Source organism: Streptomyces sp. NPDC043870 (assembly GCF_056435785.1).
Genome location: NZ_JBWKDT010000010.1, coordinates 178,854 through 192,030, shown reverse-complemented (window position 1 = coordinate 192,030; position 13,177 = coordinate 178,854). Strand labels below are relative to the sequence as shown.

At 71.1% G+C, this 13,177-nt stretch carries 12 protein-coding genes; 3 read left to right on the top strand and 9 right to left on the bottom strand.

The genetic code is table 11. From position 1 onward, the window contains the following. Positions 1–40 precede the first annotated feature (40 nt). The 5 genes from AC0699_RS15940 to rimP all read right to left on the bottom strand — a co-directional run bounded on the left by AC0699_RS15940 (position 41) and on the right by rimP (position 5,668). Entirely contained in the window at positions 41–334 is a 294-nt protein-coding gene (locus AC0699_RS15940) for a DUF503 domain-containing protein (protein WP_469770311.1), read from the bottom strand. Positions 335–472: 138 nt separating this feature from the next. Beyond that, a complete protein-coding gene (infB, locus tag AC0699_RS15935; protein ID WP_478660229.1) occupies positions 473–3,550 on the bottom strand; it encodes a translation initiation factor IF-2 in 3,078 nt (1,025 codons plus the stop codon). A gap of 149 nt (positions 3,551–3,699) precedes the next feature. Further along, a complete protein-coding gene (locus AC0699_RS15930) occupies positions 3,700–3,990 on the bottom strand; it encodes a YlxR family protein (RefSeq protein ID WP_469770313.1) in 291 nt (96 codons plus the stop codon). 161 nt (positions 3,991–4,151) lie between these two features. After that, positions 4,152–5,156: a transcription termination factor NusA gene (nusA, locus tag AC0699_RS15925; RefSeq protein ID WP_453658884.1), complete on the bottom strand. Its 1,005-nt coding sequence runs from the start codon at positions 5,154–5,156 to the stop codon at positions 4,152–4,154. Positions 5,157–5,158: 2 nt separating this feature from the next. Then, on the bottom strand, positions 5,159–5,668 hold the full coding sequence (gene rimP, locus AC0699_RS15920) for a ribosome maturation factor RimP (RefSeq protein WP_478660226.1): 510 nt from the start codon (positions 5,666–5,668) through the stop codon (positions 5,159–5,161). A 164-nt stretch (positions 5,669–5,832) separates the two neighbouring features. Between rimP and AC0699_RS15915 the strand changes: the two genes are divergently transcribed. Genes AC0699_RS15915 through AC0699_RS15905 form a run of 3 tightly spaced genes read left to right on the top strand, consistent with a single transcriptional unit; the run spans position 5,833 to position 7,720 of the window. Beyond that, a complete protein-coding gene (locus tag AC0699_RS15915) occupies positions 5,833–6,408 on the top strand; it encodes a hypothetical protein (RefSeq protein WP_478660224.1) in 576 nt (191 codons plus the stop codon). Then, entirely contained in the window at positions 6,405–6,830 is a 426-nt protein-coding gene (locus AC0699_RS15910) for a ferritin-like domain-containing protein (protein WP_478660222.1), read from the top strand. Before AC0699_RS15915 ends, AC0699_RS15910 begins: the two co-directional genes overlap by 4 nt. Before the next feature lie 17 nt (positions 6,831–6,847). Further along, a complete protein-coding gene (locus tag AC0699_RS15905) occupies positions 6,848–7,720 on the top strand; it encodes an aminoglycoside phosphotransferase family protein (RefSeq protein ID WP_478660220.1) in 873 nt (290 codons plus the stop codon). Positions 7,721–8,304: 584 nt separating this feature from the next. Here the strand turns inward: AC0699_RS15905 and AC0699_RS15900 are convergent. The 4 genes from AC0699_RS15900 to ispG all read right to left on the bottom strand — a co-directional run bounded on the left by AC0699_RS15900 (position 8,305) and on the right by ispG (position 13,002). Further along, on the bottom strand, positions 8,305–9,999 hold the full coding sequence (locus AC0699_RS15900) for a proline--tRNA ligase (protein WP_478660218.1): 1,695 nt from the start codon (positions 9,997–9,999) through the stop codon (positions 8,305–8,307). A gap of 243 nt (positions 10,000–10,242) precedes the next feature. Beyond that, complete coding sequence (locus AC0699_RS15895) at positions 10,243–10,782, bottom strand: GNAT family N-acetyltransferase (RefSeq protein WP_478660216.1); 540 nt, start codon at positions 10,780–10,782, stop codon at positions 10,243–10,245. Positions 10,783–10,811: 29 nt separating this feature from the next. Further along, on the bottom strand, positions 10,812–11,657 hold the full coding sequence (locus AC0699_RS15890) for a GNAT family N-acetyltransferase (protein ID WP_478660309.1): 846 nt from the start codon (positions 11,655–11,657) through the stop codon (positions 10,812–10,814). A gap of 190 nt (positions 11,658–11,847) precedes the next feature. Beyond that, positions 11,848–13,002, bottom strand: a complete 1,155-nt coding sequence (gene ispG, locus AC0699_RS15885; protein WP_469770321.1) for a flavodoxin-dependent (E)-4-hydroxy-3-methylbut-2-enyl-diphosphate synthase — start codon at positions 13,000–13,002, stop codon at positions 11,848–11,850. Between the last annotated feature and the right edge of the window lie 175 nt (positions 13,003–13,177).

Genomic DNA, 13,177 nt, shown 5'->3' with positions numbered 1-13,177 from the left:
GCGGAACCGCTGTGTCACGGCCCACGGGGAATCCAGTCATTCAGTCTTCATCGCCGTGCAGCCGCCGTCGAACCGACAGCAGCTCCACTTCGGGCCGGGCGGCGACCAGGCGCTCGCAACGGTCCAGTACTTCTGTGAGGTGTCCCGGATCCCCGGACACCGCCGCGAGGCCGATCTCGGCCCTGCGGTGGAGGTTCTGACCGCCTACTTCGGCCGCTGCCACCGCGTACTTGCGCTGGAGCTCGGCCACGATCGGGCGGACCACGGAGCGTTTTTCCTTCAGCGAGTGCACATCGCCGAGAAGCAGGTCGAAGGACAGCGTCCCCACGTACATGTATGTCCGGATGTCCCGCCGGTACGGGGTTGGGTAATGCCCTGCCCGCTCTTGGCAGGGACATCAGGAACCGTACACGCACGGCCGGGGCCGATCGACGGGATTTCGTCCCGCCGACCGGCCCCGACCATTGACGCGTCAGCCGCGCGGCTTCTCGCGCATCTCGTACGTCGCGATGACGTCGTCGACCTTGATGTCGTTGAAGTTTCCGAGGTTGATACCACCCTCGAAGCCTTCGCGGATCTCGGTGACGTCGTCCTTGAAGCGACGCAGACCCTCGATGTTGAGGTTCTCCGCGATGACCTTGCCGTCGCGGATGAGGCGCGCCTTGGTGTTGCGCTTGACCTCGCCGGAGCGGATGAGAACACCCGCGATGTTGCCCAACTTGGACGAGCGGAAGACCTCGCGGATCTCCGCCGTACCGAGCTCGACCTCTTCGTACTCCGGCTTGAGCATGCCCTTGAGGGCCGCCTCGATCTCCTCGATCGCCTGGTAGATGACCGAGTAGTACCGGACGTCGACGCCCTCGCGCTCCGCCATCTGCGCGGCACGGCCGGCCGCACGGACGTTGTAGCCGATGACGATCGCGTCGGAGCCCATCGCCAGGTCGACGTCGGACTCGGTGACCGCACCCACACCGCGGTGCAGGACTCGGATGTCGACCTCTTCACCGACGTCGAGCTGGAGCAGCGAGGACTCGAGAGCCTCCACCGCACCGGACGCGTCGCCCTTGATGATGAGGTTGAGTTCCTGCACCAGACCGGCCTTGAGCACCTTGTCGAGGTCCTCGAGGGACACCCGGCGGGTGCGCTTGGCGAAGTTGGCGTTGCGCTCGCGCGCAGCACGCTTCTCGGCGATCTGGCGGGCCGTACGGTCCTCGTCGACGACGAGGAAGTTGTCGCCGGCGCCGGGGACGTTGGTGAGACCCAGGACCAGGACGGGGGTCGACGGACCCGCTTCCTCGACGTTGTTGCCCTTGTCGTCGAGCATCGCGCGGACTCGGCCGTACGCGTCGCCGACCACCATCGTGTCGCCGATGCGGAGGGTACCGCGCTGGACGAGGACGGTGGAGACGGCACCGCGGCCGCGGTCGAGGTGGGACTCGATCGCAATACCCTGCGCGTCCTGCTCCGGGTTGGCCCGCAGGTCGAGCGAGGCGTCGGCGGTGAGGACGACGGCCTCCAGCAGGGAGTCGATGTGCAGACCCTGCTTGGCGGAGATGTCGACGAACATCGTGTCGCCGCCGTACTCCTCGGCCACCAGGCCGTACTCGGTCAGCTGACCGCGCACCTTGACCGGGTCCGCACCCTCGACGTCGATCTTGTTGACCGCGACCACGATCGGCACGTCGGCCGCCTTGGCGTGGTTCAGCGCCTCGATCGTCTGCGGCATGACACCGTCGTTGGCCGCCACCACGAGGATCGCGATGTCGGTCGACTTGGCACCACGGGCACGCATGGCGGTGAACGCCTCGTGACCCGGGGTGTCGATGAAGGTGATGCGACGCTCTTCGTCGTTGACGTCGGTGGAGACCTGGTACGCACCGATGTGCTGCGTGATGCCGCCGGCCTCGCCCGCGACCACATTGGTCTTGCGGATCGCGTCCAGCAGTCGGGTCTTACCGTGGTCGACGTGACCCATGACGGTCACGACCGGCGGACGGGACACGAGGAGTTCCTCGCCGCCCTCGTCCTCGCCGAACTCGATGTCGAAGGACTCGAGCAGCTCGCGGTCCTCCTCCTCCGGGCTGACGATCTGAACGGTGTAGTTCATCTCGTCGGCGAGGAGCTGCAGCGTCTCGTCGGAGACGGACTGCGTGGCCGTGACCATCTCGCCGAGGTTCATCATCACGGCGACGAGCGACGCCGGGTTGGCGTTGATCTTCTCCGCGAAGTCGGTGAGGGACGCACCGCGCGACAGGCGAACGGTCTCGCCGTTGCCGCGAGGAAGCATCACACCGCCGACCGACGGGGCCTGCATGGCCTCGTACTCCTGGCGCCTCTGCCGCTTCGACTTACGGCCACGACGCGCCGGACCGCCGGGACGGCCGAACGCACCCTGCGTACCACCACGGCCGCCGGGACCACCCGGACGTCCGCCGAAGCCGGGACGGCCACCGCCGCCACCGAAGCCGCCACCGCCACCGGGGCCACCGCCACCGGGACGGCCGGCGAAGCCGCCGCCACCACCGGGACGACCGCCGCCACCGGGACCGGCCGGACGGCCGGCGAAGCCGCCGCCACCGGGACGACCGGCGCCACCGGGACGACCGGCACCACCGGGACCGCGACCGCCGCCACCGGGGCCGCCACCAGGACGCGGGCCGGCAGCGGGACGCTGCGGCATCATGCCCGGGTTCGGACGGTTACCACCCGGACCGCCGCCGGGGCCACCGGCGGAGCGGGGCGCCTGCGGACGGGGCATGCCGCCCGGAGTCGGACGGGGCCCACCGGAACCGGCCTGCGGACGGGGACCGCCCTGACCGGCGCCCTGCGGACGCGGACCACCGGGTGCGCCCTGGCCACCGTGGCCGCCGGGACGCGGGGCGCCGCCCGGACGGGGCGCCTGCGGGCGCGCCATGCCGGTGGAGCCACCAGAGGTGAACGGGTTGTTGCCCGGACGCGGACCCGCGGGACGGGCACCGCCCGGACGCGGGGCACGCTCGCCACCGGGTCGCGGGGCACCCGGACGGGCACCGCCACGCTCGCCCTGGCCCGGACGGGCAGCAGGACGCGGCCCCGGAGTGGCACCGGGCCGGGGACCGGCGGCCGGGGCCGACGGAGGCGCGGTGAACTCGGGCGCGGCCGGAGCGGCCGGAGCCGGCTTCGGCGCGGCCGCGGGCTTCGGGCCCGGGGTGGGACGCGGACCCGGAGTGGGCGCCGCGGGCTTCTCGGCAGCAACCGGCTTGGGCGCCGGGGTGGGCGCGCCAGGCTTCGGGGCAGCCGGACGGGCCGTCTGTGCCGGGGAGACCGGAGACGGCGCGGCAGGCTTGGCTGCGGGGGAAGGCGTCGCCTTGCGCGGCGCCGAAGGCTTTCCGGCGGCGCGGCCGGAGCCGCTGCCCTGCTGGAAAGCGTCAGTCAATTTGCGTACAACCGGCGCCTCGATCGTCGAGGACGCCGAACGGACGAATTCACCGAGTTCTTGGAGCTTGGCCATGACGACCTTGCTCTCCACACCGAACTCCTTGGCGAGTTCGTATACCCGGACCTTAGCCACTTCGCTCCTTTTAGGTCCGGGTTACCGCCGGACCGTCGCTACTTCATGGGCGTACTCATCGCGTACTCATCGAGTGCTCATCGCAATCTCGACCTACTTCCAACTCGCGAGGTACCTGACCGCACGGGGTTCCGTGCCGTACTTCTTTCTTACGGTGCCGGCTGCGCCGTTTCCGCCTCGACGGTCCGGCGTACATCCGCGGTGTCGAGCGGCCCCTGGACCCGGAAGGCCCGTGGGAACGCCCTACGTCGCACCGCCATGTCGAGACAGACCGAGGCGGGGTGCAGATACGCACCCCGGCCGGGCAGCGTACCGCGATGATCGGGGACGCATTCGCCCTCGATCGCCACGATGCGCAGCAGATCGCTCTTGGCCGCTCGCTCCCGGCACCCCACGCAGGTTCGCTCAGGGCATGCGCGGTCTTGCGTCCGGCCAGACACGACTAAGTCTACCTCCCCGTACCGACCTCACCCCTTTGGGGCAAAAATCGAACAGTTGATGGCTCAAAACTCGTGGCGATCTCCCCGTGGTCGAACGGGTACCCGCCGTGATCTGTTCCCGGTCCGGTCGACCGGGGGTCATCCTCGGCCGGAGCCGGACCTCAGCCCTGATCGGCCTGGTCGGGGGCCTGCTCCGTGTCCGGGCGGATGTCGATGCGCCAGCCGGTGAGCCGGGCGGCCAGGCGGGCGTTCTGCCCCTCCTTGCCGATGGCCAGTGACAGCTGGTAGTCGGGCACTGTCACCCGAGCGGACCTGGCGCTGAGATCCACGATCTCGACCTTCGAGACGCGGGCCGGGGACAGCGCGTTGGCGACCATCTCCGCCGGGTCGTCCGACCAGTCGACGATGTCGATCTTCTCGCCGAGCAGCTCGGCCATGACGTTGCGCACACGGCCGCCCATCGGGCCGATGCACGCACCCTTGGCGTTCAGCCCGCTGCGGGTGGAACGTACGGCGATCTTGGTGCGGTGACCGGCCTCACGGGCGATTGCGGCGATCTCCACCGAGCCGTCGGCGATCTCCGGGACCTCCAGGGCGAAGAGCTTCTTCACCAGATTGGGGTGGGTCCTGGACAGGGTGACGGACGGACCGCGCACACCCTTCGCCACCCGGACGACGTACGTGCGCAGCCTCAGGCCGTGCGTGTACTCCTCGCCCGGCACCTGCTCCTGCACCGGCAGGATGGCCTCCAGCTTGTCGTCCAGCTTCACCAGGACGTTCTTGGGGTCCTTGCCCTGCTGGACCTGGCCGGCGACGACATCGCCCTCGCGGCGGGCGTACTCGCCGAAGGTCACATCGTTCTCGGCGTCCCGCAGCCGCTGCTGGATGACCTGACGGGCCGTGGACGCGGCGATCCGGCCGAAGTCGTGCGGGGTGTCGTCGAACTCACGGGGCTCCTGCCCCTCCTCGAGCTCGGAAGGGTCCTCCTTCGCCCACACGGTCACGTGCCCGTTCTCACGGTTGAGCACGACGCGCGCGTGGCGGCGGCTTCCCTCGGTGCGGTGGTAGGCGATGAGGAGGGCCGACTCGATCGCTTCGACCAGCAGGTCGAAGGCAATCTCCTTCTCCTGTGCCAAGCCCCTCAGGAGCTTCACGTCGATGTCCACGGCTACGCCTCCTCTTCTTTCTGAATGTCGTTCTTGTCCTTGCGGCTGAACTCGATCTCGACGCGCGCCTTGGCGATCTCGTCGAAGGTGACACGGCGGGCGGTGGGCTTGCGGCCCTTCACACCCGGCACCTCCAGATCGAGGCCATCGTCATCCACGGTCAGGATCCGCGCGACCAGCTCGCCGCCCTCGAGCAGCTGGAACCTGGCCAGCCGACCGACAGCGCGTACGTAGTGGCGGTGCTCCTTGAGCGGGCGCTCGGCCCCGGGAGAGGTCACTTCGAGCTGGTACTCGCCGTCTCCCATGACGTCGCTCGCGTCGAGCTCGTCGGAGATGACACGACTCAGCTCGGCGCAGGCGTCGAGGTCCACGCCCTCTTCGGAATCCACGACGACCCGGAGCACACGGCGCCGGCCGGCCCGGGACAGCTCGATCTCTTCCAGATCCAGATCCGCGGCGCTGACGAGCGGTTCGAGCAGTCCGCGCAGCCTCTCGCTCTGGGTGGTGCTCATCCGGGTGACTCCTCGGCCGCGTGTGCTGTTGTGGGTTTCGTCGTGTGTCAGCACAAAGGGTATCCGGTCCCGGGGGGTGTTGCCGTCCACCCGCGGCTGACCCGCAGGTACGCTCGCCTGCGGTGATCACGGCAAGGACAGGGCCCTGGCCCGAGGGGAGAAGCGTGGAGCGCACGGGGACGACACGCAGACGTGCGCTCATGGCGACGGGAGCGGCGGCGGCCGCGGCCCTGACCGGGTGTTCGTCGGACGAGCCCCCCGTCCGGCGGACCTCGCCGGCGCCGGTCTCGGCGGAGACCGCGCTGCGCCGGCGCAGTGCGGCAGCGAGCCGTGCGCTGCTCGGGCGATACGACGCGGTCCTCGTCGCCCATCCGGGGCTGGCGTCCCGGCTGGCGCCACTGCGAGCGGCGGTCGCACGCCATGTGGAGGCGCTGTCGCCCACGGGAGTGAGGCCTTCGCCGTCCGCGTCCGCGTCCGCCGGCGCCACCCCCGGTGCGTCCCCGGCCCCGTCCGGCAGCGCCACCCCCGGTGGGTCCCCGACCGCACGCCCCGGCGCGACGCCTGTTGCCGCCGACGCCGATACCGCCGTACGGGAACTGGCTTCGGCCGAGCGGAGTACCGCCGACGCACACACCGCCGCGCTGGCCGAAGCACCGCCGGAATACGCCCGGCTGCTCGCGTCGGTCGCCGCGGCCGGGGCCGTGCACGCGTACCTGCTGACGGAAGGGGCCCGCGCATGAGCACGCTGCAGGCGGCACAGGCCGCGCTGGCCGCCGAGCACGCCGCCGTCTACGGGTACGGAGTCGTCGGCGGCCGGGCCGGTGAGAGCAGGCGGGCCGAGGCCATGGCTGCGCACGCCGCACACCGGGCCCGCCGCGATGCGCTGGAGCGGACCGTGCGCGACCTCGGCGGGACGCCGGTGGCCGCGCAGGCCGCGTACGCCCTGCCGTTCCCGGTGCCGGACGCCGCCGCGGCGGTGCGGCTCGCCGCGGTGCTGGAGGACCGCATCGCGGGCGTCTACTCCGATCTCGTACGGGCTGCCGAGGGCGCGCTGCGCCGGGAGGCCGCGGGTGCGCTCCGCGAAGCGGCGGTGCGGGCCGTGCGGTGGCGGGGCACCGGCGTAGCCTTTCCAGGGCTCGCCGAGCGAGCCACAAGGCAGTGAAAGGGAACAACGCACGCATGGGTTTTGAACCGCCCCCGCGTCTGGTGCGGGCGCTCGGCGACAGCGACTGGCTCGGGCAGCTACCGAAGCTCGCCGAGGAGGCGGTCGCCCGGCACGGTCTCGAGATCGAGCGGGTGATGGCACCCGGCGGCCGGAGCAGCCTCGTCGTCCTCGTACGGCAGCAGGACGGCACTCCCGCCACGCTCAAGCTCGTCCCGCCGTTCGCCGCGCCCGGGCTGGAACGCGCCGCGCTCACGCACTGGAACGGCTTCGGCGCGGTGCGGCTGCTCGGCGGGGCCGAGGGGGTGCTGCTGCTGGAGCGGCTGCACCCCGAGGTGTCCGTGCGTTCTCTGCCGGAGGCGAAGGCACTGCTGGAGGCGGCGGGTACGCTGCGGCGCCTGTGGGTCGACCCTCCGGCGGGCCACGCCTTCGAGACGGTCGCCGACCGTACGGCCCGTCAGGCATCCGCGCTGTCGGCCCGGTCCGAGGCGGCACCGCCGGCGCTGGTGGCCGCGGCCCTGGGTGCCCGCGAGGAGCTGACCGCCCACTCCCCCGAGGTCCTCCTGCTCCACGGCAACTTCCGCCAGGGCAAGATCCTCGCGGGCGACCGCACTCCATGGCTCGCGATCGGTCCCGAGCCGCTGGTCGGCGAACGCGCCTACGACCTCGCCCGGCTGGCCCGCGACCGCGTGGAGGACATGATCGCCACCTCCTCCGGCCCGTCCGCGGCCCGCCGCCGCGTGAACCGTCTCGCGGACTCCCTGGACGTGGACCGCGACCGCCTCCGCGGCTGGACGCTCTTCCGCGCGGTGGAATCGGGCACCCGGGCGGTGGCCGCGGGCCGGCGTGCGGAGGGCGAACTGGCGCTGGAGTTCGCGGGCTGGCTCTAGGGCCTGCGCCCGGCATCCGGGCCGGACCCGCGCCACAGCCGACCCTCCATGACCTGCACCCGACCGACGACCGAAGCCGAACCGGAACCCACCACCCACAACCCGCAGTCGGCGGACGGCCAGGGGCGGGGCCGTGCAGGTCGGCCCCGCAGGGACCGGCGGAAGTACCGGGTGCTCCCGCGGTACCGGCGCCCCGCCGGTCCCGAGGAGCCGAGCCCGGAGGGGCCCCGCACCACCACCCACCGGCAGCAGCCGCACCAAGCCCGTCCGGCAATTGAGGACGGACACACCGGACGCCGCCACGGCACCGGGCATCACCACCACCCCGCACCCCCGCCAGAGGCACACCGCACCACCACCCACCGGCAGCAGCCGCACCAAGCCCGTCCGGCGTTTGAGGACAGACACACCGGCCGCCGCCACGGCACCGGGCACACCGACACGGCACCCGCAGAGGCGCACCGGGCACACCGACACCGCACCCGCAGAGGCGCACCGGGCACACCGACACCTCACCCCCGCCGGAGGCGCACCGCACCACACCCCGGGGGCGACCGGACCGAACCGGTCACCCCCGGCCGGGGTCAGGCCGTGACGCGGGCGATGGCCTCCTCGACCGTCAGTTCCTCGCGCTCGCCCGTCCGGCGATCCTTCAGCTCCAGCACGCCCTCGGCCGAACGACGCCCGGCCACCAGGATCGTCGGCACGCCGATCAGCTCCGCGTCCGTGAACTTCACGCCCGGGGAGACACCCGCACGGTCGTCCACGAGCACCCGCACCCCGGCCGCACCCAGCTTCTCGGCGACGTCGAGCGCCAGCTCGGTCTGGAGCGCCTTGCCCGCCGCGACCACGTGCACGTCCGCCGGGGCGACCTCGCGCGGCCAGCACAGGCCCTGCTCGTCGGCGTGCTGCTCGGCGAGCGCCGCGACCGCGCGGGAGACGCCGACGCCGTACGAGCCCATGGTGACCCGCACCGGCTTGCCGTTCTGGCCCAGCACGTCGAGCTGGAAGGCGTCGGCGTACTTGCGGCCCAGCTGGAAGATGTGACCGATCTCGATCGCACGGTCGAGCTTCAGCCCGGTGCCGCAGGACGGGCACGGGTCGCCGTCCTCGACCACGACGACGTCGAGGTACTCGTCGACCTCGAAGTCACGGCCCGCGACCACATTGCGGGCGTGCGTGTCGGGCTTGTTCGCGCCGGTGATCCACGCGGTGCCCGGTGCCACCCGCGGGTCGGCGATGTAGCGGATCTTCTCCAGGCCCTGCGGCCCGACGTACCCGCGCACCAGGTCCGGGCGGCCCACGAAGTCCTCCGCGGTGACCAGCTCGACGGTCGCCGGAGCGAGGTGGTCGGTGAGCTTGCCGAGGTCGACCTCGCGGTCGCCCGGCACGCCGACCCCGACGATCTCGCCGTCGACCTTCACGAGGAGGTTCTTGAGCGTCGCGGAGGCCGGCACACCCAGGTGCTCGGCGAGCGTCTCGATGGTCGGGGTGTCGGGGGTGTCCAGTTCCTCGACCGCCCCGTGCTCCGCGGTGACCGGCTCCAGCGCGAACGTGACCGCCTCGGTGTTCGCGGCGTAGTCGCAGGAGGGGCAGTACACGAAGGTGTCCTCGCCCGCCGCCGCAGGCGCGAGGAACTCCTCGGACGCCGAGCCGCCCATCGCACCGGAGACCGCGGACACGATCCGGTGCTCCAGGCCGAGCCGCTGGAAGATCTTGATGTACGCCTCGCGGTGCAGCCGGTACGACTCCGCCAGCCCCTCGTCCGAGGTGTCGAAGGAGTACGAGTCCTTCATCTGGAACTCACGGCCGCGCAGGATGCCCGACCGCGGACGCGCCTCATCGCGGTACTTCGTCTGGATCTGGTACAGGATGACCGGAAGGTCCTTGTACGAGGTGCACTGGTCCTTCACCAGCTGGGTGAAGATCTCCTCGTGCGTCGGGCCCAGCAGGTAGTCCGCGCCCTTGCGGTCCTGGAGGCGGAACAGCTCTGCGCCGTACTCCTCCCAGCGCCCGGTCGCCTCGTACGGCTCCTTGGGCAGCAGGGCGGGAAGCAGCACCTCCTGGGCGCCGATGGCGTCCATCTCCTCACGCACGACCCGGGCGACGTTCTCCAGGACCCGCATGCCGAGCGGCAGCCAGCTCCAGATGCCCGCGGCGTTGCGGCGGACGTAGCCCGCGCGGACGAGGAGCTTGTGGCTGAGCGTCTCGGCGTCCGCCGGGTCGTCGCGCAGTGTCTTGACCATCAGACGGGACATGCGCTGGACCTGGGCTGCCATGGGTTAACTCCTGCGTACAAGAAAGGGTGATGTGCAGGAGGTTAGCCGGGCGGTGCCAGCGGGCGGAAATCAGTTCCCCGCACGCGGCGCCCGTATCCATCCGGGGGTGGACCGCCGGACCCCGGCAGAGCCCCGTTCATCGCCGCAGCAACGGCAACGGCGCACCCATCACCGCATACGGCTTCGGCGCACTCGGACTGCACCTCCCGAGGGGCAACCCCCGGACCCCCAGCAGACCCCCACTCACCCCCGCAACAGCGGCAACGGCGCACCCATCACCGCATACGGCTTCGGCGCGCTCGGGAAGAGGACCCGGCGAGCCAGGTCCCGGTAGCCGAGGGTCCGGTAGAGCCCGCGCGCCGGGCTCTCCACGTCGATCGCGGAGAGGATGGACCGGGGCTGGTCCACACCGTCCGTGATGGTGGTGATCAGAGTGCGGCCGATGCCGCGCCCCTGGTAGCCGGGGTGGACATGCAGCTCGGTGATCACGAAGGAGTCGTCCAGCCAGTCGTCGGAGCCGTTGGTGCGCAGGTACGGCTCGACGACGGTGGACCACCAGTGGGTGCGGTCGTTGGGCATGCCGTAGACGAAGCCGACCAGGCGTCCCTCGGGGGTCGTCGCCCCGTACGCGTGGGCGCCGGGATAGAGCAGATGCCGGAGGACGATGTGGCGGCGTACGGCGACCTCGTCCTCGCTGAGTCCGAAGGCGAGGGCCTGCACCGCGAGGGCGTCGTCCACCCGTGCGGCGAGGTTGACCGGTCCGACCTCGACATCCTCTTCCATGCCGGGAACCCTACTTCGCCGTCAGCAAGTCAGAACAGCACGCTCATGAACGCACCGACCTCGCGGAATCCGACGCGTCGGTACGCCGCCCTGGCCGCAGCGTTGTAGTCGTTGACGTACAGGCTGACGACGGGGGCGACGTCGGCGAGGGCGTAGCGGATGACGGCGGCCATGCCGGTCTCGGAGATGCCGCGGCCGCGGAATTCGGGAGCGACCCAGACACCCTGGATCTGGCAGGCCTGCGGGGTGGCCGCGCCGATCTCGGCCTTGAAGACGACCTTGCCGTCGTCGATGCGGGCGAAGGACCGGCCGGAGCCGACGAGCTCCGCCACGCGGGCCTGGTAGAGCAGTCCGCCGTCGCCGGCCATCGGCGAGACGCCGACCTCCTCGGTGAACATGGCCACGCACGCGGGCATGATCACATCCATCTCGTCCTTGCGGATGCGGCGGACGTACGGGTCGGGTTCGATGTCCGGCGGCATCGACTCGGTGATCATGAGCGGCTGGTGGGCACGGACCTCGCGGGCGGGTCCCCAGCTGGGCTCGAGCAGCCGCCACAGCTGGGCGGTGGTCTCGGCCGGTCCGACGATCGAGGAGCAGCGGCGGCCGGTCCTGCGGGCGCGCTCGGCGAAGGCGCGGACGGCCTCGGGGGTGGCGCAGATGGGGACCAGGTTGGCGCCGGAGTAGCAGAGAGAGCGGAGCCGTCCCTCCGCGTACCAGCCCCACATCTCGCCGCCGAGACGCCAGGGGTCAAGACCGGCGACCTGGACGCGAGCGGCGACGAAGGCGTTGGCGACGGGGTCGCTCTCCAGGACGGCGAGGGCGGCGCCGAGATCGGCGGGGTCGAGCACCCGGGTGGTGGTCTGCGTCAGCACGAGGGGGCCCTCCATCACTCCTTGCGGGCAACGACAGGTGCCGCTCGGTCGGCTAGCGTCGGCGCGTACGTATGGCTGCGTACGGCCTGCTGATCTCCGCACTTTACCTGGAGATGCCGAGCCGTACCGCTCACGCGAAAGGACCGGGCCCCGGCTCCGGGGGCCCGGTCCTTCGCGATACGCGGGGTTGTCAGCTGACTGAGACTTCCGGCTCGCCGGAGGCGATGCCGTCCTTCTCCATCTGCTCGGCGATCTTCAAGGCCTCTTCGATCAAAGTCTCGACGATCTTCGACTCGGGGACGGTCTTGATGACCTCGCCCTTGACGAAGATCTGCCCCTTGCCGTTGCCGGACGCGACACCCAGGTCCGCCTCACGGGCCTCGCCCGGCCCGTTGACGACGCAGCCCATGACGGCGACGCGCAGCGGGACCTCCATGCCCTCAAGGCCCGCCGACACCTGGTCGGCCAGCTTGTAGACGTCGACCTGGGCGCGGCCGCAGGACGGGCAGGAGACGATCTCCAGGCGGCGCTGGCGCAGGTTCAGCGACTCCAGGATCTGGATGCCGACCTTGACCTCCTCGGCCGGCGGCGCGGACAGCGAGACGCGGATGGTGTCACCGATGCCTTCGCTGAGCAGTGCGCCGAAGGCGACGGCGGACTTGATGGTGCCCTGGAAGGCCGGACCGGCCTCGGTCACACCGAGGTGCAGCGGGTAGTCGCACTGGGCGGCCAGCTGCCGGTAGGCGTTGACCATGACGACCGGGTCGTTGTGCTTGACCGAGATCTTGATGTCGTGGAAGTCGTGCTCCTCGAAGAGGGACGCCTCCCAGAGCGCCGACTCGACGAGCGCCTCGGGGGTGGCCTTGCCGTACTTCTTCAGGAGCCGTGCGTCGAGGGAGCCCGCGTTGACGCCGATACGGATCGGGGTGCCCGCGTCCTTGGCGGCCCGGGCGATCTCCTTGACCTTGTCGTCGAACTGCTTGATGTTGCCGGGGTTGACGCGGACGGCAGCACAGCCGGCGTCGATGGCGGCGAACACGTACTTCGGCTGGAAGTGGATGTCCGCGATCACCGGGATCTGCGACTTCCGGGCGATGGTGGAGAGCGCGTCGGCGTCGTCCTGCGTGGGGCAGGCGACGCGCACGATCTGGCAGCCCGACGCGGTCAGCTCGGCGATCTGCTGCAGCGTGGCACCGACGTCGGAGGTCCGCGTCGTCGTCATCGACTGCACCGACACGGGCGCGTCGCCGCCGACGGCGACCGAGCCGACCTGGATCTTGCGGCTGACCCTCCGGTCGGCGAGCTTGGTCGGAACGGACGGCATACCGAGAGAAATCGCGGTCATCTGCTGTGCAACCCCAAGGTGTGGATCGAGGCCCCGAGAGGCGGGCTCCAGCCTTGAGATTACGCCACGGGCCTGTGCCCCAGCACACCGCGGCGGCAAACCACCCAAAGGGACGCGGCCGGACACCACACAGTGTCCGCCCGCGTCATTTCCACCGGGGGTCCGGGGGTCGTCC

Excerpts from the sequence above, each read along its gene's own strand:
- AC0699_RS15940 (WP_469770311.1), bottom strand. The coding sequence starts at position 334 with ATGTACGTGGGGACGCTGTCCTTCGACCTGCTTCTCGGCGATGTGCAC.
- rimP (WP_478660226.1), bottom strand. The coding sequence starts at position 5,668 with ATGAGCACCACCCAGAGCGAGAGGCTGCGCGGACTGCTCGAACCGCTC.
- AC0699_RS15910 (WP_478660222.1), top strand. The coding sequence starts at position 6,405 with ATGAGCACGCTGCAGGCGGCACAGGCCGCGCTGGCCGCCGAGCACGCC.
- AC0699_RS15905 (WP_478660220.1), top strand. The coding sequence starts at position 6,848 with ATGGGTTTTGAACCGCCCCCGCGTCTGGTGCGGGCGCTCGGCGACAGC.
- AC0699_RS15900 (WP_478660218.1), bottom strand. The coding sequence starts at position 9,999 with ATGGCAGCCCAGGTCCAGCGCATGTCCCGTCTGATGGTCAAGACACTG.
- AC0699_RS15895 (WP_478660216.1), bottom strand. The coding sequence starts at position 10,782 with ATGGAAGAGGATGTCGAGGTCGGACCGGTCAACCTCGCCGCACGGGTG.
- ispG (WP_469770321.1), bottom strand. The coding sequence starts at position 13,002 with ATGACCGCGATTTCTCTCGGTATGCCGTCCGTTCCGACCAAGCTCGCC.